This window comes from Paraburkholderia bengalensis (assembly GCF_037126505.1).
In the GTDB taxonomy this organism is placed as follows: Bacteria; Pseudomonadota; Gammaproteobacteria; order Burkholderiales; family Burkholderiaceae; genus Paraburkholderia; species Paraburkholderia bengalensis.
The window spans coordinates 79,776-105,429 of record NZ_JACFYJ010000012.1 but is presented as its reverse complement, the minus strand read 5'-3'; the positions used below and the strand labels follow the sequence as shown (position 1 = coordinate 105,429).

General features: G+C 60.2%; 20 protein-coding genes, 1 tRNA gene and 1 pseudogene. 4 read left to right on the top strand and 18 right to left on the bottom strand.

Going from position 1 to position 25,654, the window contains the following annotated elements:
* Window positions 1-270: 270 nt before the first annotated feature.
* A complete protein-coding gene (locus H3V53_RS10605; protein WP_336597874.1) occupies window positions 271-1,434 on the bottom strand; it encodes an epoxide hydrolase family protein in 1,164 nt (387 codons plus the stop codon).
* A gap of 257 nt (window positions 1,435-1,691) precedes the next feature.
* Here H3V53_RS10605 and H3V53_RS10600 point away from each other — a divergent pair, with 257 nt between their 5' ends.
* On the top strand, window positions 1,692-3,269 hold the full coding sequence (locus H3V53_RS10600; RefSeq protein ID WP_336597873.1) for an MFS transporter: 1,578 nt from the start codon (window positions 1,692-1,694) through the stop codon (window positions 3,267-3,269).
* A 67-nt stretch (window positions 3,270-3,336) separates the two neighbouring features.
* Window positions 3,337-4,248 (top strand): LysR family transcriptional regulator, encoded by a 912-nt coding sequence (locus tag H3V53_RS10595; RefSeq protein WP_336597872.1) that lies wholly within the window; start codon window positions 3,337-3,339, stop codon window positions 4,246-4,248.
* Between the two features lie 804 nt (window positions 4,249-5,052).
* On the opposite strand, the gene H3V53_RS10590 is transcribed toward H3V53_RS10595, so the two are convergent.
* The 7 genes from H3V53_RS10590 to H3V53_RS10560 all read right to left on the bottom strand — a co-directional run bounded on the left by H3V53_RS10590 (window position 5,053) and on the right by H3V53_RS10560 (window position 16,509).
* Window positions 5,053-6,582, bottom strand: a complete 1,530-nt coding sequence (locus H3V53_RS10590; protein WP_336597893.1) for an efflux transporter outer membrane subunit — start codon at window positions 6,580-6,582, stop codon at window positions 5,053-5,055.
* 28 nt (window positions 6,583-6,610) lie between these two features.
* Window positions 6,611-9,859 carry an efflux RND transporter permease subunit gene (locus tag H3V53_RS10585; protein WP_336597871.1) on the bottom strand — a complete coding sequence of 1,083 codons (3,249 nt, stop codon included), beginning with the start codon at window positions 9,857-9,859 and terminating at the stop codon, window positions 6,611-6,613.
* Window positions 9,860-9,875: 16 nt separating this feature from the next.
* Window positions 9,876-11,042 (bottom strand): efflux RND transporter periplasmic adaptor subunit, encoded by a 1,167-nt coding sequence (locus H3V53_RS10580; protein ID WP_336597892.1) that lies wholly within the window; start codon window positions 11,040-11,042, stop codon window positions 9,876-9,878.
* An 80-nt stretch (window positions 11,043-11,122) separates the two neighbouring features.
* Window positions 11,123-12,037, bottom strand: a complete 915-nt coding sequence (locus H3V53_RS10575; protein WP_233471157.1) for an alpha/beta hydrolase — start codon at window positions 12,035-12,037, stop codon at window positions 11,123-11,125.
* Window positions 12,034-13,056: a LysR family transcriptional regulator gene (locus H3V53_RS10570; RefSeq protein WP_336597870.1), complete on the bottom strand. Its 1,023-nt coding sequence runs from the start codon at window positions 13,054-13,056 to the stop codon at window positions 12,034-12,036. Before H3V53_RS10570 ends, H3V53_RS10575 begins: the two co-directional genes overlap by 4 nt.
* A gap of 1,219 nt (window positions 13,057-14,275) precedes the next feature.
* Window positions 14,276-15,463 carry an NADH:flavin oxidoreductase gene (locus H3V53_RS10565; protein ID WP_176054856.1) on the bottom strand — a complete coding sequence of 396 codons (1,188 nt, stop codon included), beginning with the start codon at window positions 15,461-15,463 and terminating at the stop codon, window positions 14,276-14,278.
* Window positions 15,464-15,822: 359 nt separating this feature from the next.
* Window positions 15,823-16,509, bottom strand: a complete 687-nt coding sequence (locus tag H3V53_RS10560) for a gamma-glutamylcyclotransferase (RefSeq protein ID WP_336597869.1) — start codon at window positions 16,507-16,509, stop codon at window positions 15,823-15,825.
* A gap of 109 nt (window positions 16,510-16,618) precedes the next feature.
* On the opposite strand from H3V53_RS10560, the pseudogene H3V53_RS10555 reads away from it, so the two are divergent.
* Window positions 16,619-16,813: pseudogene (locus tag H3V53_RS10555) on the top strand (NADP-dependent glyceraldehyde-3-phosphate dehydrogenase); the annotation flags it as partial.
* A gap of 22 nt (window positions 16,814-16,835) precedes the next feature.
* On the opposite strand, the gene H3V53_RS10550 reads toward H3V53_RS10555, so the two are convergent.
* Both H3V53_RS10550 and H3V53_RS43975 read right to left on the bottom strand, forming a co-directional pair.
* Window positions 16,836-17,498: an RMD1 family protein gene (locus tag H3V53_RS10550; RefSeq protein WP_419539471.1), complete on the bottom strand. Its 663-nt coding sequence runs from the start codon at window positions 17,496-17,498 to the stop codon at window positions 16,836-16,838.
* 26 nt (window positions 17,499-17,524) lie between these two features.
* Window positions 17,525-17,674, bottom strand: coding sequence for a DUF1059 domain-containing protein (locus tag H3V53_RS43975; protein WP_473766655.1), 150 nt, complete (start codon window positions 17,672-17,674; stop codon window positions 17,525-17,527).
* 277 nt (window positions 17,675-17,951) lie between these two features.
* Here H3V53_RS43975 and H3V53_RS10545 point away from each other — a divergent pair, with 277 nt between their 5' ends.
* Window positions 17,952-19,223, top strand: a complete 1,272-nt coding sequence (locus tag H3V53_RS10545; RefSeq protein WP_336597867.1) for a TIGR03862 family flavoprotein — start codon at window positions 17,952-17,954, stop codon at window positions 19,221-19,223.
* A gap of 22 nt (window positions 19,224-19,245) precedes the next feature.
* On the opposite strand, the gene H3V53_RS10540 is transcribed toward H3V53_RS10545, so the two are convergent.
* From H3V53_RS10540 to H3V53_RS10505, 8 genes are all read right to left on the bottom strand, one after another.
* Window positions 19,246-20,370, bottom strand: coding sequence for a class I SAM-dependent methyltransferase (locus H3V53_RS10540; protein WP_336597866.1), 1,125 nt, complete (start codon window positions 20,368-20,370; stop codon window positions 19,246-19,248).
* A gap of 187 nt (window positions 20,371-20,557) precedes the next feature.
* Window positions 20,558-20,633 (bottom strand) — tRNA-Thr (locus H3V53_RS10535).
* A 19-nt stretch (window positions 20,634-20,652) separates the two neighbouring features.
* Window positions 20,653-21,132 (bottom strand): ClpXP protease specificity-enhancing factor, encoded by a 480-nt coding sequence (locus H3V53_RS10530; protein WP_336597865.1) that lies wholly within the window; start codon window positions 21,130-21,132, stop codon window positions 20,653-20,655.
* Between the two features lie 70 nt (window positions 21,133-21,202).
* The gene (locus tag H3V53_RS10525) at window positions 21,203-21,814 is read right to left on the bottom strand and encodes a glutathione S-transferase N-terminal domain-containing protein (protein ID WP_006052302.1); all 612 of its coding nucleotides are present in this window, start codon (window positions 21,812-21,814) and stop codon (window positions 21,203-21,205) included.
* Window positions 21,815-21,909: 95 nt separating this feature from the next.
* The gene (locus H3V53_RS10520) at window positions 21,910-22,665 is read right to left on the bottom strand and encodes a cytochrome c1 (protein ID WP_054918635.1); all 756 of its coding nucleotides are present in this window, start codon (window positions 22,663-22,665) and stop codon (window positions 21,910-21,912) included.
* Window positions 22,666-22,688: 23 nt separating this feature from the next.
* A complete protein-coding gene (locus tag H3V53_RS10515; RefSeq protein ID WP_336597864.1) occupies window positions 22,689-24,071 on the bottom strand; it encodes a cytochrome b in 1,383 nt (460 codons plus the stop codon).
* Window positions 24,071-24,688 carry a ubiquinol-cytochrome c reductase iron-sulfur subunit gene (gene petA, locus H3V53_RS10510; RefSeq protein WP_054918670.1) on the bottom strand — a complete coding sequence of 206 codons (618 nt, stop codon included), beginning with the start codon at window positions 24,686-24,688 and terminating at the stop codon, window positions 24,071-24,073. The genes H3V53_RS10515 and petA overlap by 1 nt, the downstream gene beginning before the upstream one ends.
* 219 nt (window positions 24,689-24,907) lie before the next feature.
* Complete coding sequence (locus H3V53_RS10505; protein WP_336597863.1) at window positions 24,908-25,654, bottom strand: Nif3-like dinuclear metal center hexameric protein; 747 nt, start codon at window positions 25,652-25,654, stop codon at window positions 24,908-24,910.

The window sequence follows — 25,654 nt, the reverse complement described above, 5'->3', positions numbered from 1 at the left end:
CAGCGTCGATAGCGACGAAATCAGTCGCGAAGCGTCATGCGGCGCCTCTCATCCGTCGTGCAACGACGATGGAAGAAGTGGTGAACCTCGTCGTCTATCTGTCCTCGCCGTGAGCATCCGTGGTTATGCAAGCCATGAATGCGGGCGGACCGCGGTATCGCGGACGATTGCCAGGCACGACGTCATCGTTAAAAAGTAGGCCTGCCCGCAAAGCCGGGCGGCCCGTATGTATGTCGGACAGCGAAAGCCAGGTATTCGCCGTCACACAAGTCAGTCCGCCGCAGCCGTGACGTCTTGTGCAGAGCGGAATTTTGCAAATGCCGTGCGTATTTCAGCGGCAAAGACTTGTGGTTGCTCGAACGCGGCAAAGTGACCACCCTTCGCGGCCCGGTTCCAGTAGAACATGTTGCTGAAGGCGCGCTCCGCCCACTCCTTGGGCGGCGTATAGATTTCACCAGGGAACACACTGACGGCAACGGGAATATCGACCGGCACGGCAGCGAACGTCAGCCCGGGATGCTCCGCATAGATGCGGGCCGACGACGCACCGGTGTTGGTGAGCCAGTAGAACATGATGTTGTCGAGCATCTGGTCGTACGAGAAGACGTTTTCCGCCACACCGTTGCTGTCGCTCCACGCCGCGAGCTTCTCATAAATCCAGGCTGCCTGGCCCGCCGGCGAGTCGGCAAGCGAATAGCCGATGGTTTGTGGGCGTGTCGTCTGCAGGTGGTGATAGAACGAACCATCTTCAGCGAAGAGAATGCATTGCGCGATGGCGACCTTCTCCTCGTCGGTCGGATTCTCCGGGAAGGGAACCGGTGCAACGAAAGGCAGGTTCACATGAATCGCGCGAAGCCCTTCGAGCTTCAGGCGGCCCATCTCGGTCGTGATGACGCTGCCCCAGTCACCACCTTGCGCGACATACTCGAAGTACCCGAGCCGCTTCATCAGCAGGTCCCACGCACGGCCGATGCGCGTGCGGTTCCAGCCTTTCTCTGTCGGCTTACCGCTGAAGCCAAATCCCGGAATGCTCGGCAAGACGAGATGGAACGCCTCTTCCGCATGCCCGCCGTGTTTCGTCGGATTGACGAGCGGGTCGATAACGTCCAGGAACTCGACGATGGAGCCGGGCCAGCCGTGCGTCATGACCATCGGTGTCGCATTCTCGTGCTTGGAGCGAATATGCAGGAAGTGAATCTCCACGCCGTCGATTTCGGTCGTGAACTGTGGATAGCTGTTCAGTCGGGTCTCGAGACGACGCCAGTCATACTGCGTGCGCCAGTATTCAACGAGTTTTCGCACACGTTCGAGTTGGGGGCCCTGAGCCGAATCCACGACCGTTTCTCGTTCCGGAAAACGAGTTGCGCTGAGACGCTGCCTGAGGTCTTCAAGGTCCGACTGAGGAATTTCGATACGAAAAGGGGTGATGTCCATGGCTACGGTTGTCTGCCTGAATGGCGCTATTAGGGAACCGGAATGCTATGCGCGTGCAGGACGCCGTTGAAGCTACGTTCGGGAGACGCAGTGTCGCTTTGACGGAGACAGTGATTGTCGCTTCACGAGAGACGCTCTGACGACAACCGCGCTGTTTATCCAATTCAGCCGCGTAGCGAGAATGGCGACTTTCGTGCGCCTATCAGCTTGCCTGGGGTCGCTAATCGTATCCAAATCCATCTCGCAGGGCTTTCTTCATGAACACTGCAACGTCGCATGGCGAGGACGGAGAGAAGCTGCTGATTTTGGCAGCGGTCTGTCTGGCAGCGCTGGTGCTTCCTCTTTCATTTTCTGGCGGCGCGGTTGCCACGCCCGCAATCGGTCGCGACTTGGGCGGTAGCGCGACCATGCTCACCTGGGTGACCAACTCATTCATGCTGAGCTTCGGCAGTCTGCTGATGGCGGCTGGCGCGCTGGCCGACCAGTTCGGCCGTAAGCGCCTATTTGCGTTTGGCCTCGGTGGTTTCATCCTTACGTCCTTTGCGATGGGCTTCGCGCCGTCAACGCTGTGGTTGGATGTACTTCGCGCGATTCAGGGTGTAGCTGCCGCCGCGTCGCTGTCGAGTGGCGCCGCATCGCTTGCGCAGGAATTCGATGGCCATGCGCGCACGCGTGCATTCAGTATGCTGGGCACCAGCTTCGGTATCGGGCTTGCGTTCGGCCCACTCATGGCCGGTGTGCTCATCGAACACTTTGGCTGGCGCTCCATCTTCTTCATCATCTCGGCCATCGGCGTCCTCGCTTTCGTGTTCGGCATTCCGCGCATGCGTGAAACGCGTGACCCGGGTGCTACGGGTCTCGACTATCTAGGGACGATTACATTCACGGCAATGCTCGCGCTCTTCACGTTCGGTGTGATTCAGGCGCCGGAAAGCGGATGGGGCAGCACGCTCGTTGTGACGCTGCTTGTGCTCTCTGCCTTCATGCTGGGGACGTTCATCGTTGTCGAGAACAGGGCGAAGCGCCCGATGCTCGAGTTGAGCCTTTTCCGTTACCCGCGCTTTGTCGGCGTGCAGATTCTGCCTGTGGGAACGTGCTACTGCTACATCGTGCTCGTCGTGATGCTGCCGCTGCGCTTTATTGGCGCGGAAGGTATGAGCGAAATCGAAGCAGGCCTGCTCATGATTGCGCTTTCCTTGCCGATGCTCATCGTGCCGTTGCTGGTCGCATCCTTCACACGCTGGATTTCCGCCGGTGTGCTGTCGGGTATCGGATTTCTCATTGCTGCGGCGGGGCTTTACTGGTTGAGTCTCATCGATTTCAGTGCAGCCAAGTTGGCGCTTATCATGCCGATGCTGGTGATTGGCATTGGCGCAGGCATGCCGTGGGGGTTGATGGATGGTCTGTCGGTCAGCGTGGTGCCGAAGGAGCGCGCAGGAATGGCTGCGGGCATCTTTAGCACGACGCGGGTGGCGGGCGAGGGCATCGCGCTGGCGATTGCCACGGCTGTCCTGGCTGCTCTGGCACACACGAGTTTGCTGCGTATCATGCCGGAAAACGTCGACGGCATTGCGTCACGCGTGTCGGAAGCTGCACAGCGCATCACCGCGGGCGACATGGCCCATGCTGCGGAGATTCTTCCGGAGGCAACGCGCCACGCGCTTTCCACAAGCTATGCGGACGCTTTCACCAGCCTGTTACACGTGCTGATTGTTATTACTTTGCTGTCAGCCGTGGCCACTTTCGCGTTCCTAAGCCACACGCCTGAGCAGGACGATGAGCCGGGCGCTGAGGCCGGCGCGAAGAAGGTTACGGACACGGTGGCAAGTGCCTGAGCGATGAAAGGGTACGAGACCTGATACAGTTCCTGGATTCCTGTTATTACGTCAGGACGGTCATCACATGAATGAACGCGCAGATGCTCCTATCAATGAAATTGTCGCCTTTGTGGCGGTCGCGCAGAGCGGCAGTTTCACCCGTGCAGCTGAAGAGATTGGCACGAGCAAGTCGAATGTGGGCAAGGCTGTTCAGCGTCTCGAAACGCGGCTGGGCTCACGCCTTTTCCAGCGCACGACTCGCGCGGTGCGTCTGACTGAAGACGGTGAGATTTATCTCGAAGCCGCGCAGCAGGCGCTGGAAAGTCTGCGTGACGCGGAACAGCAACTGGCATCGAGACGCTCGGAGCCAGTCGGGCGCGTGAAAATCGACCTGCCTGCCGGCTTTGGTCGCCTGCTTCTGCCGAGCTTCATCACGCTGCGTGAGAGGTACCCAGGCATTACGCTGGAAGTCGCGCTAACCGACCGGATGTCGGACCCCATCGGAGAAGGCTGGGATGTTGTAGTGCGCATCGGCACACTACCTGAGACCAGTGAGCTGACCGTACGCAAGCTGTGCGACCTGCGGTTGGGTCTATATGCGGCACCCGAATACCTTCAGCGCAAGGGACGGGCCATCAGGGACATCTCAGAGCTGGGGGCTCACGACGCTGTTGTCTTTCGGGGGCCTTCGGGGCGTCTGCGGCCGTGGTCACTCAAGGATGCGGATGCGGTGCGGGAGTTTTCACCTCAACCCGTTCTGGTGCTCACAGATGGTCAGGCTCTAGTCGAGGCAGCGATTGCGGGCTTTGGCATTGCGCAGATACTTGACCGCGTGGCGCTCCCCTATGTTCAGGCGGGGCGATTGGTTCACGTACTCCCGGATGCAGACGTGAACGGGCCGCCTGTACATGCGATTATTTCCCTTGGCCAGAAAATGGCTGCGAAAACGCGGGCGGTCGTCAACCACCTCGCCGAAACTCTGCAATCAGCGTCGTGAAAGCTGAGCGCTTCCCGTCGCGTTGCGAATTTCCTGGTTGCATGATTGTTCAACTACGGGAAGAACTTGATTCTGCCCCGTGCGCACTATTCCATCCTTAGGGCGGGTTACCCGTCCGTCTTGCAATCCAGGGTAACGCGTTCACCACAGGAACGTCGGGGCCGTTTGCACTCGATTACCGGCAAGACTTAAGTAGAAAAATACATCAGTGATTCTCCAGCCGCCCGATATTACCCATTAAAGCGGTATCGCTGCCTCCATTCCTGTCATCTCCAATTCCATGTGCGTAGCGGAATCGGACGCAGGCCTGCAACGCGGAGCCTACCGGCTGAAGGACGGAAAGACGCTGCCTACGTACGATGAACCCGCGGACAGCCCTCAGACGATGGTGAACAGTGCGAGCCGCCGATGGCCGGCGGCACAATAATCACTGGCGGAGCGTGTCGATGATGAACCCGATTGATGCAGCATCCATGTTTGCCGAGTGCTTCATTTACGGCTCCGGGAATGTGCGAGAGATTGCGGCCATCGATGCGACGGGTCTGAAATTCGACCTTTAACCGCCGCATGAAGCACTGTGCTGGATGCATAACCCCATCTTCTGCTGTCAGTTGTCCCTTGGCGCCTGGGGCTTTGCGTCCTCCTCGGTAGCCAAGTCCCGATTCTATTGTTTTGCGTCTTCCGGCCGCGTCCGCTCGCCGTAACCCCGAGGCGAGCGGGCATTTTTCTATACACCGCACTTGGAAATAGGAAACCCGCCCTGCTGTGGGCGGGTTTCCGGGATAACTCCAGCAGGCAGTTTGCTTATTTCATCGCTACGGCCGGTTCAGTTGCGTGGCGCCGTTCGACTTGCCCGATGGCAGGTTCAGCGAGCCGTGGAACAACATCGCCCCAGCCACCACCGAGCGCGCGAATCAGGTTCACGGTCGACGCAGCCTGAACACCCTGCAGCTTCACGGCATCACGACGCGCCTGCAGGACTGTTCGCTGGGCTTCGAGCACGTCGAGATAGTTGATGGCTCCCTCGGTGTACTGCTTCCGGGAAAGGTCGGCAGCCCGTTGAGACGCTTTCACCGCATCATCCTGTGTTTTCGTCTGCGTCTCGAGGATGCGCATGTCAGATAGATTGTCTTCGACCTCCTGAAATGCGACGAGAACCTGCTGTCGGTACTGGGCGACGTCCTCTTCGTAGATAGCGCGTGCGTTTGCTAGGTTTCCCTTGCGGCGACCGCCATCGAAGATTGGAATGTTCAACGAGGTGCCTGCGAGCGGGCCTAGCAGAAATGTGCGACTGCTCCATTTGAAGAGCTCGCCAATGGTGTCCGATTCGAACCCGCCCATTCCAGTCAGCGTCAGCGACGGGAAGAATGCGGCCTTGGCGATGCCGATGCGTGCATTGGCCGCGGCCATGGCGCGCTCGGCAGCGGCGATATCTGGACGGCGCTCGAGCAGCGACGAAGGCAGGCCCGGCGGAATGCGCAGATTGACCGGCTGAAGCGGATTCGCTGCTATCGAAAACTCCGCAGGAGCCTTGCCGAGCAGTACGGCAAGGCTGTGCTCGGACGTTGCGCGCAGGCGCTGTACTGTCATCGCATCCGAGCGCGCGGTCGACAAGTCCGCCTGGGCACGCTGAACGTCCAGTTCGGTCACGTCACCTTCGGCAAATCGCCGCTGCACGAGCCTCAGGCTTTCTTCACGCAGCTGGACCGCCTGCGTGAATACATCGGCTTCCGCGTCAAGTTCGCGCAACGCAAAGTAGTTCTGTGCAACGTCAGCCTGCAACGCGAGCAGCACGGAGCGGTAAAGTGCCTCGCTTTGCTGGGATTGCGCCTTCGCGGCGTCGATGTTTGATGCCACGCGCCCGAACAGGTCAACTTCATAGGACGCGGTCGCCTGCGCGCGCCAGAACGTCTGCTGCGGGATGTTCGTGCCGTCCGGCTGGAACTGCGAGGCGGCCGACAGCTTTTGCCGCGACGGACCAAACCCGGCATCCAGAGTCGGGTACAGGTCCGCACGTGCAACCTGGTTCAGCGCCCGCGCCTGCTTCACGCGGGCGACCGCTGCCTTCAGGTTCTGGTTCGCATCAAACGCCTGCTTTTCCAGGTCGTTGAGTGTCGCGTCGTCAAACACCTTCCACCATTCGCCGCGCGCGACATCTTCGGACGGTTGCGCCGTCTTCCACGTGCCAACTTCTTCGCCGGTCAGAGGCTGTTTTGGTGCCTCCTTGAATGCGATTTGGGGGGTGGGGGCCACCTCATACTTTGGCGCAAGGGAGCACCCTGCCAGCACGAGCAAGGTCCCCAGCAAAAGCGACCCAGTAAAGCCGCCTTTCATCGATACGATTCTTTTCACGATTGACTCCTTATTCGGAAAGCGCGGGTTCCGCGACCTTCGGGCCATTCTTGCCCGAACTGACGGACTGCACGTCCTTGTGGTCATCCGGGCCGTGGATGTGCGGGTGATGTCCATGCTTGTCGGCGAGTCGCTTCCCGCCCGCAAGCTTGCGCAAAATCACGTAGAACACGGGTGTAAGCACCAGGCCGAAGAACGTCACGCCCAGCATGCCAAAGAACACCGCGATGCCCATCGCGCGCCGCATTTCCGAGCCGGCGCCGGTCGAGACGACGAGAGGAATCACTCCCATGATGAACGCGATGGACGTCATCAGAATCGGACGCAGACGCAGACGACACGCTTCGATGGCGGCCTGAACAATGGTGCGGCCTTGCATCTCCAGTTCGCGAGCAAATTCGACAATCAGGATGGCGTTCTTTGCCGACAGACCTACCAGTACCATCAGGCCAATCTGCGTGAAGATGTTGTTGTCCCCGCGCGTGAGCCATACCCCGAAGAGCGCCGACAGTATGCTCATCGGCACAATCAGGAGAATCGCGAGCGGCAGCGTCAGGCTCTCGTACATTGCAGCGAGCACCAGGAATACAAGCAGCACGCTGATGGGGAATACCCAGAATGCTGCGTTGCCTGTGAGAATCTGCTGATACGTGAGGTCGGTCCACTCGTACTTGATGCCGCGTGGTAGCGTTTTCTCCGCGATGCGTTCAACCGCCGCCATCGCCTGGCCCGACGAGTATCCAGGCGCGGGACCGCCGTTGATGTCCGCAGCAAGATAACCGTTGTAGCGAACCACCATCTCCGGACCATACGTCGGCGTCACCTTGACCAGTGACGACAGCGGCACCATCTCACCGCGGTTGTTGCGGGTCTTGAGTTGCAGGATGCTGTCCGCCGTGGCCCGGTACTGTGCGTCCGCCTGGACACGGACCTGATAGACGCGACCGAACTTGTTGAAGTCGTTCACGTACAGCGAACCAAGATAAATCTGCATCGTGTCGAATACGTCCGTTACCGATACTCCCAGCTGCTCTGCGCGTTCACGGTCCAGTTCCACATTCAACTGGGGCACGTTAATCTGGTAGCTCGAGAACGACGGCCCGAGTTCGGGCGCCTTGGCTGCCTCGGCGAGGAACGCCTGTGTGGCCTTGTTCAGCGCTTCGTAGCCGAGCGCACCGCGGTCCTCAATCTGGAGCTTGAACCCGCCGATGGTGCCCAGACCCTGAACCGGTGGCGGCGGGAACGTGGCAATAACCGCGTCCTTGATGCCCGCGTATTTCGCATTCAGACCTCCGACGATGTCCGCTGCCTTTTCTCCCTTACCCCGTTCCTTCGAAGGATTCGTCACGGAGAATACGAGCCCGCTGCTTGACGAGTTCATCAGGCCAGTCACCGACAGGCCCGGGAATTCGGTCGTATGCTTCACACCCGGCTGTCGCCGGGCAATCGCCCCCATGTCGTCCACCACTTTCTGGGTGCGGTCGAGTGATGCGCCCGGGGGAAGCTGCAGGATGCTGACGAAGTAGTCCTTGTCCTGCGCTGGCACGAAGCCGCCGGGGACGACCTTGCCCAGAAGCAATGTGCCGCCAAGCAGTATTGCGTACACGACCATCATCGCAGCCTTGCGTTGGACGATGCCGCCGACGCCCTTGCCGTATGCTTCCGAGCCGCGGTGAAAGACCTTGTTGAACGCGCTAAAGAACGGTCCAAGGATGCGGTCCATGACGCGCGTGAGCCAGTCCTTCGGCGCGTGATGGTCCTTCAGCAGCAATGCGGAGAGCGCCGGCGACAGGGTGAGTGAGTTGAACGCCGAGATGACCGTGGAGATAGCGATGGTCATCGCGAACTGCTTGTAAAACTGGCCAGTGAGACCCGACATGAACGCGAGCGGTACGAATACAGCAACGAGGGTCAGCGCGATTGCGATGATTGGGCCGCTCACTTCGCGCATAGCCTCGTACGATGCTTCAAGTGGCGTCAGGCCTGCTGCAATGTTCCGCTCGACGTTCTCGACCACCACGATGGCATCGTCGACCACGATACCAATGGCCAGCACCATTCCGAAGAGCGATAGAGCATTGATGGTAAAGCCGAAGGCGAGCATCAGCGAGAACGTGCCCACAATCGATACCGGGACGGCGAGCAGCGGAATGAGCGAGGCACGCCAAGTCTGCAGGAACACGATGACCACAATAACCACGAGGACAATTGCCTCGAAGAGCGTGTGCACGACCGCGTCGATACTCTCACGCACGAACTGCGTTGGGTCATAGACAATTTCTGCCTTGACGCCATCGGGCATGTCTTGCTGCATTTCTGCAGTGAGCTTGCGGATGTCATCCGAAATTTGAAGCGAATTGGCGTTCGGCTGCTGGAAGATGATGATTTGCACCGCCTTCTTGCCGTCAATGCCTGCACGTAGCGCGTATTCTGATGCCCCCAGCTCAACACGTGCGACGTCACCAAGGTGCGTCACCGCGCCGTCCGGAGAGGTCTTCAGGATGATTCGGCGGAATTCCTCCTCCGTCTTCAGCCGCCCCTGCGCATTGACACTTAACTGCATAGGGATGTTGGTGGTCATCGGCGCACCGCCGACGATACCGGCCGCCACCTGCACGTTCTGCTCCCGGACAGCCTTGATGACGTCTGTCGCGGTCAAGTTTTGGCGCGCGACCTTAGTCGGGTCGAGCCAGATTCGCATCGAATAGTCGCCAGAGCCCCACAGTGCAACTTCGCCAACACCCGGGACCTGAGCAAAGCGGTCCTTGATGTTGATGAGCGCGTAATTACGCAGATAGGTGAGGTCATAGCGGTCGTTCGGCGACACCAGGTTCACCCCCATCGTGAGTGTTGGAGACGACTTGATGGTGGTTACACCCAGACGCTGGACGTCTTCCGGTAGTCTGGGCATTGCCTGTGACACCCGATTCTGCACGAGCTGTTGTGCCTTATCCGGGTCGGTGCCGAGCTTGAAAGTGACGGTCGTCGTCATATTGCCGTCGCTGTTGGCCTGCGACTGCATGTACAGCATGTTTTCGACGCCGTTAATCTGCTCCTCGAGTGGTGCGGCTACGGTTTCGGCGATAACCTTCGGGTTGGCACCTGGATACTGAGCGCGCACGACGACCGACGGCGGCACAACTTCGGGGTATTCGGCGGTAGGCAGCTTTGTCAGCGCAATGATGCCCGCTAGCAGAATCACCACCGATAGCACGGCCGCGAAAATGGGCCGGTCGATGAAGAATTTGGATATGTTCATGTTAGGCTCACTTGGGTTACGCCGCAGGCTTGGCCGCCTCGGCCATCTTCACCATATGTGGCTGAACAGTGTCGTTTGGCCGCGCGTGCATCATGCCGTTGACAATGATGTTTTCGCCGGGCTTGAGACCCGAGGTCACGACGCGCAGGTTGCCGTGTAACGGCCCAAGCGTGACCTCGCGGTATTGGACCTTGTTCGAACTGTCGACGACGAGTACGTACTTCTTCGCCTGGTCTGTGCCGACTGCGGCGTCGTCGATAAGCACTGCAGGATGCGGCTCGCCGCCGCCGACCTTCACTCGTGCATACAGACCGGGTACGAGCGTGCCGTCGCTGTTGTCGAACGTTGCGCGAACGCGAATCGTCGCCGACGTCGTATCGAGCCGGTTGTCAACCGAGGTGACGAAGCCTTTACGCGAGTAGCCGTCTTCGTTCGCCAGCCCCATGGAGACAGGCAACCTGGTATTGCGGTCGCGACCGAGGTACTGAAGGTAGGTTTGCTCGTCCACTTCGAACGAAGCGTAGATGGGTGACACGGAGACGAGCGTCGTAAGGAGCGGTGCGTTCGCACCGGCCGACACGATGTTGCCCACGGTCAGTTCAGCGCGCGAGACACGGCCCGTCACCGGGGCCGTGATGTTCGTGTAACTGAGGTTCACCTGAGCGGCCTCGAGCGCAGCCTCTGCTGCCTTGACAGCTGCTGTGCCTTCGCGGGAAGCGTTTTGCTTTTCGTCGTAATCGCGCTTAGCAATCGCGTTATCGACCAGCAGTCGCTGGGCGCGCTCGGCATCCGTGAGCGTGTAAGTAGCGCGGGTCTTCGCAGCTGCCAGCTGTGCGGCAGCGCGGTCGACTTCGGCCTGATACGGACGCGGGTCAATCGTGAAGAGCGGTTCACCCTTCTTCACGAGTGCCCCGTCCTTGAAATGCACGGTGACGATGGTGCCAGCCACAAGAGGCCGGACGTCGACGTGGTCGACTGCCTCCAGGCGGCCTGAGTAGCTTTGCCAATCAGTAATCGTTTGGCTCAGAACGGTCGCTACGTCGACGGCTGTCGCCGCCGGCGAGTCGGCTGCCACGGCGTTGGACACCGGCCAGGTTTCCACTCCCCGCAGATAGGCGGCGCCATAGACGCCGCCTACAATGGCGAGGGCGCCAAGCGAAAGGTAAAGCGGCTTGCGATGCATCTTCACAATACGTACTCCTTAATGTCAAATTTGGCTGAAACTGAAGTTTGTTTGTTTCCTCTGAGCGAAAGCGTGAACCTTCAGCCTGCGGCAAGCCGCCTTCTTAGAAAGGCAACAGTGTCAGCAAGCGCCGACTCATGCGAGACCAGACCGTCATGAGTCGCTCCCCCGTAACGGGTTATCTCGACTGGGACGCCAGACGAAATCAGTTCACGAGCAAAGACTTCGCCGTCGGCTCGAGCAATGTCGCGCTCGGCAGTGGCAATCAGGGTCGGCGGCAGATTTCGAAGCCGCTTGGACTCGAGAGGCGCAGCATATGGGTGCATTCGTTGGGCGACGAGAGGCAGATAGGCACGGTACGCGCGGCTGCAATCTTCGGGGCCCGGCTTGCAGGCGTCCGCGAACGCCGGGTGCAGGAGTCTCGACATGCTCGGGTCCAACATCGGAGCCAGTAGCACCTGCGCGGTAACCTGCACCCCTGCGCGGTCACGAGCGACCGCCCCTAGCGCCGCTGCAATATTGCCGCCAGCGTCGTGCCCGACGGCGGCAACCCGCGAGCCATCCGCGTGGTGCGCGGGCGCCGCGCCGACAACCCACTGCAACGCCAGGTAGGCGTCCTCGGCCGCGCTCGGAAACGGAAACTCTGGTGCGAGCGAATAACCCACTGCTATAACCCACGCAGGCACTTTGTTCGCCAAAACACTCGCCAGTGCTGCGGTATCCGCTAAACCGCCTCCTACGAATCCACCACCGTGAAAGTAGAGGACAACGGGAAGCGTTTCGGACGCAGACGAGCGGAAACTGCGCAACACGATGGGTTGAGCGTAGCCGTCGATGCGGATGTCCTTGATTTGCAGTTGGGCGGTCATTTCGACAACCTGAGCGTATGCCATATGGGCTAACAAACATGAATGGAACGCGATTGTCTTAAGGGTGACGCGGTCGATAAAGCCCTCGACATCGATAAGACAATTCGCAGAAATCGAACTGTTCAACTCATGGCTGTCTCCCGGAGGAGCACATGCCGTGCGTCGCCCGTCTCTGACTGAGCAGCGATTTCTATATGGGACGCGCGCCGAGCGGGCGCTGGCGCGAAGGCCAGCGCCATGTCCTTTCGTAAGAGATGGCAGCTCTCGAACCGCTCAGCAGCCCACTCTACGAAGACGCGAACCTGCGCAGAGAGGTGCCTGTTCTGAGGGTAGACCGCCCATATCGGAAACGGCGCCGGTCGCCAGTCCGACAGCACCTCGACCAAACGGCCAGCCTCGATATGGGGAAGCGCAAAGAAATATGGAACCCGTATCAGGCCCAGGCCTTGTATGCCGCATTGAAGGTAGGCTTCGCCATCATTTGCAGCGAGCCTGGAGCGCATACGTATTTCGACTGGCTCGCCGTCCACAAGGAAGTCCATCTCGATGACGCGGCCATTGCGACTCGAAAAGTAGTTGACGGCGACATGGGCATCAAGCTCTTCCAGCGTTTGCGGTACGCCATACCGTTCCAAGTATTCGGGACTCGCGAGCGTGACAAATTCGGACGCGCCGACCCGCCTCGCGACAAGTGTCGAGTCCGGCAAGTGCCCCATACGAATCGCACAATCCACTCCGTCCTGTATGAGGTCGACGGGTTTGTCTCCGACGCCGAGCATGAGGTCTATATCTGGGTACCGCTGCTGGAAGTCGGCAAGCGCCGGGACAATGAGAAGCCTGCCGATTGAGCCCGGCATGTCCACTTTCAGCTTGCCGCGCGGCGTGGCAGGAGACGAGAAGGTGGTCTCTGAATCTTCCACGTCAGCGATAATCCGAGCGCAACGTTCATAGTACGCGGCGCCTTCAGGTGTGAGACTGATTCGACGGGTGGTGCGATTGAGCAGCCGGACCTTTAGATGGGCCTCCAAGTTCTGGATAATTGTCGTGACTGACGAGCGGGTCATTTGCAGTGCATCAGCTGCTCGAGAAAAGCTGTTCGAGTCGACTACCCGCGTGAACACCTGCATTGCCTGAAGCTTGTCCATGATTCGGCGCATACCTCACAAGTTATGTGGTGTTCGCCGCCGGTTGGCCACCACAAAAGTCCGCAAAAACTCGATATCCGTTCTGTTCCGTTGCCCGAAGTACCCTGTTATTGAGGGTATTTCTGAATGGGTGTCAGTATCGCTGTTCGAGCTATCCGGATAAACACTCGCTCTGGAGACGCTTTGACCTCTCGCGAGCGACAATCGCCCCCCCGCGTCGCGGGACTGTGTCCTAGCGGAAATCCAGGGGGCTTGTGTTTGTGCCTGCAAGTGCACGGGCGAGAATCATTGCGTCGCCATTCAGCGTGTGAGTCCGCCGTGCACATGAGGTTTCCAGACGTGGTCGCCAGCCTAATCGGCATACCTGGCGCAGCAGGGATACCGGAACGCCGGGCGTTGCCCGCACACCAAACCTGTTCTTCGTAGCTGCATAGCGGTGGGGGAATGCGACGAAAGGGCCAGCAATTGGTTGGACAGCTGGTCGACGATTCGCATGGTATGCGCCTTCCCCATTCTGTTTGCCTGTGCGCCCGTCGGTTGGGAGAGCGGCATCGTGCGCCGGGGCAACTGCCTCACTTGTGCTGGGAGCTGAGCACTCCGTACGTGCCAGCATCTGCGACCACAGGATGGCAGCCGGGCGCCGCTTCGAAACCTTGAAGGTTAGTTGGCCATTGCGGCGTTCAAACACGATATGGCCGGTTGAAATTTCAGTCAGGGACAATGGCCTCAGCGCACGCGACGAGGATGTTCCAAAAAAGTTCGACGCGTTTTTTGCGGCCCGGAGCAACGGGATGGTAGGGGCTTGCCATCGTGCACCTATGGTGGATGCACAGGCAAATCATGCGAGGCTTATCACGGCCTAGGGCCAGGGTCTGGATGAAAGTCAATGCACGGCAGGCGGCTTTGAGGGCGCAGGAGCGGCTCGCGAAAGAGCGGCCTGTCGCCAACCTGTCCGAGGACCCGGAGCTTCGAAATGTCGCATAGGATTGCGGGCTACCAAGGCAGGTCGTGCGCACTTCTCGCAACACGGTAGGCATGCCTCCGTTCAGATGATTGCGTGCGTATCGCGTCGAACGCTCAAAGCACCCGTTGCGGCACACGCTGCTTAGCGGGTTCGCGGACCAGAGCCACTTCGCACCCGGCTTTCTTGAGGCAATCGGAACGACGCCTGGACGTGGCGTCGTCAATGCGGAGGTTGAGGGCGACGAGCGACTGCCTGTTAAATCAGCCCGTTCAACACTTCCGGGTTCCAAGGCTTCAGGAGGTCGATGCGTCCGTCGCGCACCTTGTTAGCCCAATCGGGATTTACCAGCATGCCGCGGCCGATGGCAATCAGGTCGAAGTCGCCGCGTTCGACCAGCTTCAGAACATTGTCGAGCGAGTCGACATTTGCTGTATCGCCCATCAGGGTTTCGATGTGCTCGCCTGTCATGCCGATGGAGCCCACAGTAATCGTTGGCTTACCTGAGAGTCTTTTCGTCCAGGCGGCGAGGTTCATGTCTGAACCGAATTCGTTTTCCCAAAAGCGGCGCGTCGAGCAGTGGAAGACATCCACGCCGGCATCGACCATCACGCGTGCAAACTCCTCGAGCTCCGCCGGTGACTCCCAGTTCCTGGCAGCAAAGTCCTGCACCTTCCATTGGGAGATTCGAATGGAGATGACGAAGTCGGGTCCGGTTACCCGCCGGATTTCTGCGATGGCATCGGCCGCGAGGCGCGCGCGATTCCGTAGCGAGCCACCCCACTGGTCTTCGCGTCTGTTCGTGCCCGGCCAGAAGAACTGGTCAAGCAGATAGCCGTGCGCGGCATGCAATTCGACACCGTCGAAGCCTACCGATTTGGCATTGAATGCAGCCTTGCCGTACGCTTCGACGATGGCGTCGAGGTCCGCCGGAAGTGCGGGCTCGCCATCGGGCGTGGTGGGCTTTCCGATACCGCCGAACAGGCCTGACGGGCCCACGCGGCGAGGCGGGCGATAGTCGGTGCCTTTCGGGGCATACAGGCCGTCGATTGTGTGTTGCTTCATCTGGCCCACGTGCCAAATCTGCGCGAGGATAGGAGTGCCTTCGGCGTGGACCGCACCGACGACTTTCTTCCAGCCGTCGAGCGCTTCACGGCCGTACATGCGCGGAACATCCGTTTCATTGGCGGCCGCATCGTGCGGAATCCAGGTGCCCTCGGTGATAATGAGGCCCACACCGCCAGCGGCCCGCTTGCGGTAATACGCAGCGTTTGCATCGCCAGGCACTCCGGCCGGCGCCATCGTGCGCGTCATGGGAGACATCACGACGCGGTTGTTGACCCGCAGTCCGCCTATCTGGACTGGTTCGAACAGCTTCGCTGTCCGTGCGCCGGCAATCGATTCGATATTTTTGCGGGCAGACGGCACGACTTGGATATCTTGCATGTTGGTTCCCGTGAGGTTAAGGGCACTGCATTTACGCCACTACCTGTGCAGCTACATAGCCTTGTAGACGCCGTTCATTGAGGTGGAACGATTCGTATCGAAATACGAACTCGTTCGGGGTCTCAGAGAACGTCCGGCGTTTGCCTTATGGTGGGGTAACCGCGCCTCACGAAAAAGCCGTGACGGGGAGACGGAGTGTCTCCCTGTGTGCTTCAATCCCAGATTCTCTGGTGACTGCAGCGCCACGAACAGGCGGTAGTTCAATACTTCCGGGCATCGCCAGGTTCGATGCTCCAGTTCGCCGCCGTCTCGCCTTCGGTAACGGAGGCAATGCAGATGATATGGTTACCCTCGGGGAGTCATTCGTGGGCGCTGCGGAGGTCGCATGCCGGATTCAGCTGGAATTGTTCAATCGCATCTGAGAGCGCATCGATGTATGGGTCCTGCAGGCCGTGCTCCTCAAGCGCGGCATGAAGCTTGTGAAGGTATTCGACGTTGGTACCGAAATTGCCGGAGGCAGACGCGATAAGCGGTGCAACGGTTGGCACCGAGGAATCAGGCTCGAACTGGTCGCGGGTGATGTCGGCTACAAACGCCAATGCGTGTGTGCGTGTGCCATCCCTGAATGTCACCGGCGCCCATTTTGGAAGGTATGACCCGAGCACCATCTCGCGAATCCATACGAGCAGGAGCTCCTCGTTGACGGTGTCTTCAGAGAGTTTCAATGCGACGCCATCCGTATGACCGCCGGCTTCCAATGCAAGCATGCGCCCAGGTTTGTCCGGGCTGCCGCGGCCGACAACCATGCGAAGACAGAAGCTGCGATGCCAGTCGTGCAGCGTTGCAGCCTGTTTGCTAGCGATATTCACCGTCGGATTCCATATCAGTGACCCGTAAGCGAAAATCCAGACGTCGGTTGCGTCCGCCGGTCGGTCACGCATCGTCGCCGCGAGGGATGCTTCGATGCGTTCCCGCGACCACAAATTTGGCAGGGACTCAAAGTTCTCCAGGTATGCGCCCGAATGAATAGCTTGGCGTGTCAACATGTCGTGCCTTGTCGTGATGGGAATGCCCCAAATGTGGACAAAGTATGACGGAGCTCCTTTGGTGGATAAATAGCGTGTTGAGAGACGCACCTACGACTCAGCGGCGACAATCGGGACACCGCTGGAGTACGTCATCTCGTCGGACCACGGGCAGGTCAGCATCTTTGGCACTGTCCCTGCTTGGATTGGTGCGTTGGTCGACCCGCTCGTCAATCAGGTATGCCGGGTTAATCTCAATTGCGAGTGCCAGCGAGGTTCGGACGTCTTCGCATTTGCCGGGCGCAAGGGTTCTGCGGGCAGCACGACGGCCGGCCAAGCGAAAGCAGTCAGAAAAAGTACTTATGCACAAGGTCCGCTAAACCAATCACGATTTCAAGGGCAATAAGCCCTATGACATACCATTCGAGGCGGTGAACATGCTTGGTTTCCGCGATTTCCGCCAAGGTTTGCGCAGTTCCTGAAATCAGCTGCAGCTTGCGTTCAAGCGCGGCTTGTCGCTCGTGCAGTTCGTATTCGTCCTCCAATAGTGCATAGAGGCCACCGAGCTCCGGGTGTTCCCAAAGGGTCTCCGGCTTGTCGCCGATTTCAGCCCGGCCGACCATGCGGTGTTCGATTAGGAGCATCCCGCCAATTTTTGAGAGTAGCGTTTTGGCGTCCGCGCTCACCTTTCCTGTTCTCGCCAGTTCCGATGCCAACGGAATGATGCTATCGAATTCGCTCGCGGTCTTGTCTTCGTACATCGACAGCACAAGGCTTTTGCTGAGGCTGTCCGCTATTATCTGAGCCTTTTCCAACGTCAGCGCGTCGAGCCATACTGCACCGCCTTGCACCCCAACGTTCGTTTTGCCGCTGTGGATGGCGATTTCTTCGAGCTGAGGTCGCTCGTAGGCGTTGTACAGCAACTGAGCTAACGAGGAGAGAAACCGTTGTTCATCACCAAGCGACACACCAAATAACACGACGACGCCGTACCTGAAAAGAACGGCGATGCCGTCAGCCCCGCCTACCGTTACCGTCAGCGGCGTGGTGGCGAGTGAATCGGTGATGCCTGCATCGCATGCGCGACGGCGGCTTCGAGCAGTTCGCTTTCCGAATCCGCGCACAGCGCGACCGTGCATTTGATGTCGCTCGGACATTCACGGCAATCAATGTATTTGCGGCTCATGACAGTCTCCTCAGATCAAAGGCGTCGCGCGAAACGCGTGCGCCGGCGTCGCCTCGGCGTGTGTCGGCGGGACGGCGGCGAGCGGGAACGCGTGGCTTGTGCGCGGCTAGGCGGCGCGGCGTGCGCCGGAGAAGGTAGGTAAAAAAAGTATAGGTCGCGTGCGCTGTTCCGCAGCCGCTCCGTCCCCTTCCATTCGTTTGCCGCGTTATCAGGCCGGTGGGACAATACCGCCCTTCGTCGCAGATGCCGCGTCACAACTCACCGCTTCTTTCAGCCGATGCCTAATTCGTCCGATCACGCCCTCGATCACGTCCGCGTCGCCGTTATCGGCGGCGGCCCTGCGGGCTTGATGGCCGCCGAAGCCTTGGCGCGCGGCGGCGTGCGCGTCGATGTGTACGACGCGATGCCGTCCGTCGGGCGCAAGTTTCTGATGGCGGGCAAAGGCGGCATGAATATCACGCACTCCGAACCGCTTGACGCGTTTCTCGGACGCTACGGCAAACGTCGCGCGGAGATTGAACCATTGCTCGACGTTTTCGGACCAGATGCGCTGCGTGCGTGGCTGGACGAACTGGGCATCGCAACCTTCGTCGGCAGTTCGGGGCGCGTGTTTCCAACCGACATGAAAGCCGCGCCCATGCTGCGCGCGTGGCTGCATCGGCTGCGCGAAGCAGGCGTGCGCTTTCACATGCGACACAAATGGATCGGCTGGACCGAATCGGCTTCGGCGGGTGCGCATGGTCTGCGCTTCATGACGCCCGACGGCGAGCGCGGCGTGTCGGCAGACGCCGTCGTGTTCGCGCTCGGCGGCGGCAGCTGGGCGCGCCTCGGCTCGGATGCCGCATGGGTGCCGTCGATGCAGCAGCGCGGGATCGACGTCGCGCCGCTGTTGCCCGCGAACTGCGGCTTCGACGCTGCCTGGTCCGACTACTTTAGCGAACGCTATGCCGGACATCCCGTGAAACCCGTGTCGATTTCGGTCGACGGCGTGGACGGCAGTATCCAGCATCGGCAAGGTGAGTTCGTCGTGACGTCGACGGGCATCGAAGGCAGTCTCGTGTACGCGTTGTCGTCGCTGATTCGCGATCGTCTGCTCGCCGACGGTGAAGCGACGATCCGGCTCGATCTCGCGCCCGGCCTGAGCGAGCAGCGCGTGACGGAGGAAGTAACGCGCCCGCGCGGCTCGCGCTCGATGTCGAGCCATCTGCATAGCCGGATCGGCATATCGGGCGTGAAGCTGGGCTTGCTGCACGAGTGCCTGTCGAAGAAAGCGTTTTCCGATGCAGCGACGCTCGCGCGAGCCATCAAGGCGCTTGCGTTGCGCCTCACGCGCGCGCGGCCCATCGACGAAGCGATCAGCAGCGCGGGCGGCGTGCCGTTCGAGGCGCTCGATGGCGCGTTGATGAGCCGGAAATTGCCGGGCGTGTTCTGCGCGGGCGAAATGCTCGACTGGGAAGCGCCGACGGGCGGCTATCTGCTGACGGCGTGCTTCGCGAGCGGTCTGGTGGCGGGGCGCGGCGCGCTCGAGTATCTGAAGCTGAAGCGGTGAGCGCGCCGCGACCGCGGACGCACTACTTGGTCTTGAGCCGCCACAGTGAGGTGACTTCCTTGACACGCGCCGCGTGCAACGGATCGGCGGCATCCGTCGCCTTGGGGTGACGCGGCTTGATGTCCTCGCGCCCGACCACCGCCAGCCCCGCATTGTCGATCGACGTCTGCAGCCAGTCGCGCGTGCGCATTCCAAGGTGTTCCGCGAAATCGGACAGGATCAGCCAGCCCTCGCCGTCCGGCTCGAGATGCGCCGCCAAGCCGTTCAGAAAACCGAGCAGCATGCGGCTTTCGTAGTCGTAGACGGCATTTTCAATGGGCGACGCCGGCCGCGCGGGCACCCACGGCGGATTGCAGACGACGAGCGGCGCACGTCCTTCGGGAAACAGATCCGCGGCGACGACTTCGACCTGCTTGTCATAGCCGAGGCGCGTGAGATTTTCCCTCGCGCAGGCGAGCGCGCGCGGGTCCTGGTCGGTCGCCACGATGCGCTGGACGCCGCGCCGCGCGAGCACCGCCGACAGCACGCCCGTGCCGACGCCGACATCGAACGCCTTTTCCAGCGACGGCAGCGGCGTCCGCGCGACGAGATCCACATATTCGCCGCGCACAGGCGAGAACACGCCGTAGTGCGGATGGATGCGCTCGCTCAGCGCGGGAATCTCGACGCCCTTCTTGCGCCATTCGTGCGCACCGATCAAGCCGAGCAGTTCGCGCAGCGAGACCACGGACGCTTCCTGTGTCGGCGGGCCGTAGACCTCTTCGCACGCCTCGCGGACGTCGGGCGCGCGGCGCAACGGGATCGTGTAGTCGCCGTCGAGCGGAATCAGCAGCATGCCGAGCGTGCGCGCTCTTTGAGATTGCGCCTGGCGATGCAGATTGAACGCATCGAGCGGATTGGCCGCCTGCTTGCGCGGCTTGCGTTCGAGCCGGCGGGTCATCGCCTGCAGCAACTGGCGCGCGTTCTGGAAATCGCCGCGCCACAGCAGCGCCGTGCCTTCGCAGGCGAGGCGGTAGGCGGCGTCGGCCGTCGTGCGGTCGTCGGCGATCACCACGCGCTTCGCGGGCGGCACGGCCGCTTCGGAACGCCAGCGGGCGGAACGCGGGCCGTCGGCTTCGGGCCAGGTGAGAGTGGGCGTGTCGGTCATGGGCGATTGTGGCGCGGGGCAAGCGCGTTCGCGTCAAGGGCTTCTGCTTCGATGCCCGTATTGTATTGAACGTCGCGGCGACGCCGCACGAGCGGGAAGATTCGCGACGCGAAAGTTCGCGATGCAAGAGCGACGCAAAAGCAAAACGGGCCACGAGGCTAACCTCGTGACCCGTTTTTCCATGCTTTGGTGCCGGCTGCAGGACTCGAACCCGCCACCTCATGATTACAAGTCAAGCGCTCTACCTGATGAGCTAAGCCGGCATGAGCCCGAAATTCTACTTCATTTCACGACTTTGAGGTGACCTCTTCCGCCACCTTTCGTGCCGTCGTCGTCGGGACGCGGGTCTTCATCCGTTTCGCTGACTTTTTCGGCAGCTTGCGGCGGCTCTTGCGGCGCTTCGTCGATCACGGCTTCGTCGTCCGCGGAATCGGTTGCCTCGCCGCCCGCCGACTCGACCGGGAACGCCATGCCTTGTCCGTTCTCGCGCGCATAAATGGCAAGCACGTTCGCGACGGGCACCTCGATCTTGTGCGATTTGCCCGAAAACCGCGCGTGAAACTCGATCCACTCGTTGCCCATCTGCAGCTGGCTGGTCGCCTCGAAGCTGATGTTCAACACGATCTCGTTGTCGCGCACGAACTGGCGCGGCACGCGCGTCTGATTATCCACACGCACCGCGATATGCGGCGTGTAGCCGTTATCGGTACACCACTCGTACAGCGCGCGCAACAGGTACGGCTTCGTCGAAATCTCTTGCATCAACTGTCCTCTTGCCGGACTGGCGCGCGGCACACCACGCCGCGCGCCGCGCCCGAAGCCAATCCCACACTTAGCGGCGCATCACCTTTTCCGACGGCGTCAGCGCTTCGATATAGGCCGGACGGCTGAAAATGCGCTCGGCGTACTTCATCAGCGGCGCGGCGTTCTTCGACAGTTCGATGCCGTAGTGATCCAGACGCCACAACAGCGGCGCGATCGCGACGTCGAGCATCGAGAACTCTTCGCCGAGCATGTACTTGTTCTTCAGGAAGATCGGCGCGAGCTGCGTGAGGCGGTCACGAATAGCGAGGCGCGCCTTTTCGTGGTTCTTCTCGGCGGCCTTGCCCTTCTCGTTTTCGAGCGTGCCGACGTGCACGAACAGCTCTTTTTCGAAATTCAGCAAGAACAGACGCGCGCGAGCACGCTGGACGGGATCGGCCGGCATCAGCTGCGGATGCGGGAAGCGTTCGTCAATGTACTCGTTGATGATGTTCGATTCGTACAGGATCAGATCCCGTTCGACGAGGATCGGCACCTGACCATACGGATTCATCACGGCGATGTCTTCCGGTTTGTTGAACAGGTCGACGTCGCGGATTTCGAAGTCCATGCCCTTTTCGAACAACACCAGCCGGCAGCGCTGGGAGAACGGGCAAGTAGTGCCGGAATACAGAACCATCATGTTTGCGTTTCCTCAAAAAACTTAAAGGGCCAGCGAGCGGGAAAACCGTCATGCAGGTTTTCCCTTGCGCCGGCCCCACACCCGTTACGGTGTGACTATTTGATATCTTTCCAGTACGCGGCGTTCAGTCGCCAGGCGAAAAAGCTCAGAACGCCCAAGAACAGCAGCACCCACACGCCAAGCTGACGACGGGTCTTCTGCGTCGGTTCGGACATCCATGACAGGTACGACACGAGGTCGGCCACAGCAGAATCATAATCTACCGGCGACATCGTCCCAGGCGTGACCTGCTGGTATCCCACGAACTTCTTGACCTTTTCCTTCGTGTTTTCGTCGATTTCGTCTTCGAACTTCGCCGTTCGTTGCCCCTGAAGCTGCCACAGCACGTGAGGCATGCTCACGTTCTCGAACACCATATTGTTCCAGCCGGTCGGCCGTGTGTCATCGCGGTAGAAACTGCGCAAATACGTGTACAGCCAGTCACGGTTCCTAGCCCGCGCTTCCACCGACAGATCCGGCGGCGTTGCGCCGAACCACGCTTTCGCGTCGTCGGGGCGCATGGCGACCGTCATCGTATTGCCGACTTTATCTGTCGTGAACAGCAGGTTCTTTTCAATTTCCTTCTGCGAAATGCCGATATCCTGCAATCGGCTGTACCGCATCAGGTTCGCGCTGTGGCAATTCAGGCAGTAGTTTACAAACAATTGGGCGCCGTGCTGCAACGAAGCAATATTCTCCGCGTTGTCGGGCGCACGGTCGAGCGGGAATTCGCCTTCCGCGCGAGCGGGCATTGCCGACAGCGCCAGCACGGTCACACCGAGCAGCGCGAGCGTCGATAGCAGTTTTTTCATCTTCGTTTTCTCCTGGCTCGCGGTTAGTGGGGTTTGAACCGCACTCGTTCGGGCGGCTGCTTGAAGCGGCCAAGCGGCGTCCAGAACGGCATGCCGAGGAAAAACGCGAAGTAGATCAGCGCGCAGATCTGCGCGATCAATGTCGCGGCGGGCGACGGTGGCTTGGTGCCGAGAAACGCCAGCGTCAGGAAGGCCAGCACGAAGATGCCGTAAAACACCTTGTGGAAGAACGGCCGGTAACGGATCGACTTGACGGGCGAGCGGTCGAGCCATGGCAGGAAGAACAGCGATACAACGGCGCTGCCCATCACCACCACGCCCCAGAACTTCGACTCCGTGAACGCCATCGCGAGAATCACGAGAATGGCGAGCACGGGCAGGCCGAGTTTCCATTTGCCGCGCGCGCGGATCAGCGCGAACAGGCCGAGCAGGCCGATCACGATCATCAGCACGATCTTGAACGGGTCGGTGGTGGCCCGCAGCATCGCGTAGAACGCGGTGAAGTACCAGACGGGCGCGATTTCGGGCGGCGTCTGCAGCGGGTTGGCGGGAACGAAGTTGTTCGCTTCGAGGAAGTAGCCGCCCATTTCCGGCGCGAAGAAGATGATCGCCGCGAACACGATCAGGAACACGCACACGCCCATGAAGTCGTGCACCGAGTAGTACGGGTGGAACGGAATGCCGTCGAGCGGTATGCCGTTCGCGTCCTTTTTCCCCTTGATCTCGATGCCGTCCGGGTTGTTCGATCCCACTTCATGCAGCGCGACGATATGCGCGACCACCAGCCCGAGCAGCACCAGCGGAATCGCGATCACATGGAACGCGAAGAAGCGGTTCAGCGTGACGTCGGAGACGACGTAGTCGCCGCGAATCCACAGCGACAGGTCCGGGCCAATAAACGGAATCGCCGAGAACAGGTTCACGATGACCTGCGCGCCCCAGTATGACATCTGTCCCCACGGCAGCAGATAGCCGAAGAACGCCTCGGCCATCAGACACAGGAAAATGGCGCAGCCGAAGATCCACACCAGTTCGCGCGGCTTGCGATACGAGCCGTACAGCAGCCCGCGGAACATGTGCAGATACACGACGACGAAGAACATCGACGCGCCCGTGGAATGCATGTAGCGGATCAGCCAGCCCCACGGCACTTCGCGCATGATGTACTCGACCGACGCAAAGGCGAGCGTCGCGTCGGGCTTGTAGTTCATCGTGAGGAAAATGCCCGTGACGATCTGGTTGACGAGCACCAGCAGCGCCAGCGAGCCGAAGAAGTACCAGAAGTTGAAGTTCTTCGGCGCGTAGTACTCGGAGACGTGAGCTTTCCAGGTCGCCGTCATGGGGAAGCGGCGATCGATCCAGCCCGTGAGTCCCGTTGTTTCCACCTCTTTTTCGGTCGTCGCCATTACGCTTCTCCTTTCTCGTCCTTGCCGATCACGAGCGTGTTGCCTGTGATCATGTAAGGCGGGATGTCGAGGTTTTGCGGCGCGGGTTTGTTCTTGAAGACGCGGCCCGCCATGTCGTAGGTCGAGCCGTGGCACGGGCATAGAAAGCCGCCGGGCCAGTCGTCGGGCAGGTTGGGCTGCGCGCCTTCCTGGAAGCGTGGAGTCGGCGTGCAGCCCAGATGCGTGCACACCGCGACGGCGACGAAAAGATTCTTGTGGTCGGGCCGGGAACGGAACTCGTTTTTGGTGTAGTCCGGCTCCGGCATCGAAAACGGATTCTTGCTCTGGGGATCGGCGACTTCCTTGTCGGCCTTCTGGACGTCGGCCAGCATTTTGTCGGTGCGATTGATGATCCAGACAGGCTTGCCGCGCCAGGCAACCGTCATCATGTCGCCGGGCTTCAGATTGGAAATATCGACTTCGACGGGCGCGCCCGCCGCTTTGGCTTTTTCGGATGGTGCAAACGAACTAACAAAGGGTACGACGGTGGCGACCCCTCCAATGCCACCTGCTACGGTCGTCGCAATCAGCCAGGTACGGCGGCTGCCATCGACGCGTTCATCTTCCTTGTCTCGCATCACACGCCCCACTTCTGAGTTGGATTTTTCCTTCACGTCGGGTCTACCGCCGCTAGTTTGCTCGAATGGAGTCGGCATTTACAAGGGCCGATTGCCAAAAACCGTGCGAAGTCATTGATAAATCAGGGTTTCCCCGCACGGAATGCAAACTTTTTTATGGCTTTTATTAAGTATTTCCTCCGTTTTTCAATCCTTTTAGTCGCCTGATCGGACCAATATTCATACCGGATTATGAATATCGATAAACAGGTGTTCCAGTTCGAACTGTTCGGACAGATGCGCGCCCAGCGCCTGCACGCCGTAACGTTCGGTGGCGTGGTGTCCTGCCGAAATGAACGCGACGCCGCTTTCCGCCGATATATGCGTGACCGGCTCGGAAATCTCGCCCGTCAGATAGACGTCCGCGCCCGCCTCGATGGCCGCTTCGAAGTAGCCTTGCGCAGCGCCCGTGCACCACGCCACGCGCCGCAATTGCCTGTCGGGGTCGCCCAGCACGAGCGGCGTGCGGCCGAGCGTCTGCTCGACTTCCGCGCTCAGGTGCGCGAGCGTGATCGGCATGGGCAGCGTGCTCATCCAGCCGATATCGTTCTCGCCGAAGCGTCCGTCCGGAATCAGGCCGAATTTCGCGCCGAGCTGCGCGTTGTTACCGTAAATCGGATGATCGTCGAGGGGTAGATGGAACGCGAACAGGTTCAGATCGTTGGCGAGCAGCGCCTTGAGCCGGTGATATTTACGGCCGGTGATCTGCGGCGACTCGTTGCGCCAGAAATAGCCATGATGGACGAGAACGGCGTCGGCGCCCCACTCCAGCGCGGCCTCCAGGAAGGCCAGGGACGCCGTCACGCCCGTCGCGATTTTCTCGATCTTGCGCCTGCCTTCGACCTGCAGGCCGTTCGGGCAATAGTCCTTGAAGCGCGAAGTTTCAAGGAGATTGTTCAAGTACAATTCGAGTTCGATCCGATCCAT

Bases quoted from the DNA above. Each gene is read 5' to 3' on its own strand.
- H3V53_RS10605 (WP_336597874.1), bottom strand. From the start codon at position 1,434: ATGGACATCACCCCTTTTCGTATCGAAATTCCTCAGTCGGACCTTGAA.
- H3V53_RS10600 (WP_336597873.1), top strand. From the start codon at position 1,692: ATGAACACTGCAACGTCGCATGGCGAGGACGGAGAGAAGCTGCTGATT.
- H3V53_RS10595 (WP_336597872.1), top strand. From the start codon at position 3,337: ATGAATGAACGCGCAGATGCTCCTATCAATGAAATTGTCGCCTTTGTG.
- H3V53_RS10590 (WP_336597893.1), bottom strand. From the start codon at position 6,582: ATGAAAGGCGGCTTTACTGGGTCGCTTTTGCTGGGGACCTTGCTCGTG.
- H3V53_RS10585 (WP_336597871.1), bottom strand. From the start codon at position 9,859: ATGAACATATCCAAATTCTTCATCGACCGGCCCATTTTCGCGGCCGTG.
- H3V53_RS10580 (WP_336597892.1), bottom strand. From the start codon at position 11,042: ATGCATCGCAAGCCGCTTTACCTTTCGCTTGGCGCCCTCGCCATTGTA.
- H3V53_RS10570 (WP_336597870.1), bottom strand. From the start codon at position 13,056: ATGGACAAGCTTCAGGCAATGCAGGTGTTCACGCGGGTAGTCGACTCG.
- H3V53_RS10565 (WP_176054856.1), bottom strand. From the start codon at position 15,463: ATGCAAGATATCCAAGTCGTGCCGTCTGCCCGCAAAAATATCGAATCG.
- H3V53_RS10560 (WP_336597869.1), bottom strand. From the start codon at position 16,509: ATGTTGACACGCCAAGCTATTCATTCGGGCGCATACCTGGAGAACTTT.
- H3V53_RS43975 (WP_473766655.1), bottom strand. From the start codon at position 17,674: ATGAGCCGCAAATACATTGATTGCCGTGAATGTCCGAGCGACATCAAA.
- H3V53_RS10545 (WP_336597867.1), top strand. From the start codon at position 17,952: ATGCCTAATTCGTCCGATCACGCCCTCGATCACGTCCGCGTCGCCGTT.
- H3V53_RS10540 (WP_336597866.1), bottom strand. From the start codon at position 20,370: ATGACCGACACGCCCACTCTCACCTGGCCCGAAGCCGACGGCCCGCGT.
- H3V53_RS10530 (WP_336597865.1), bottom strand. From the start codon at position 21,132: ATGCAAGAGATTTCGACGAAGCCGTACCTGTTGCGCGCGCTGTACGAG.
- H3V53_RS10525 (WP_006052302.1), bottom strand. From the start codon at position 21,814: ATGATGGTTCTGTATTCCGGCACTACTTGCCCGTTCTCCCAGCGCTGC.
- H3V53_RS10520 (WP_054918635.1), bottom strand. From the start codon at position 22,665: ATGAAAAAACTGCTATCGACGCTCGCGCTGCTCGGTGTGACCGTGCTG.
- H3V53_RS10515 (WP_336597864.1), bottom strand. From the start codon at position 24,071: ATGGCGACGACCGAAAAAGAGGTGGAAACAACGGGACTCACGGGCTGG.
- petA (WP_054918670.1), bottom strand. From the start codon at position 24,688: ATGCGAGACAAGGAAGATGAACGCGTCGATGGCAGCCGCCGTACCTGG.
- H3V53_RS10505 (WP_336597863.1), bottom strand. From the start codon at position 25,654: ATGGATCGGATCGAACTCGAATTGTACTTGAACAATCTCCTTGAAACT.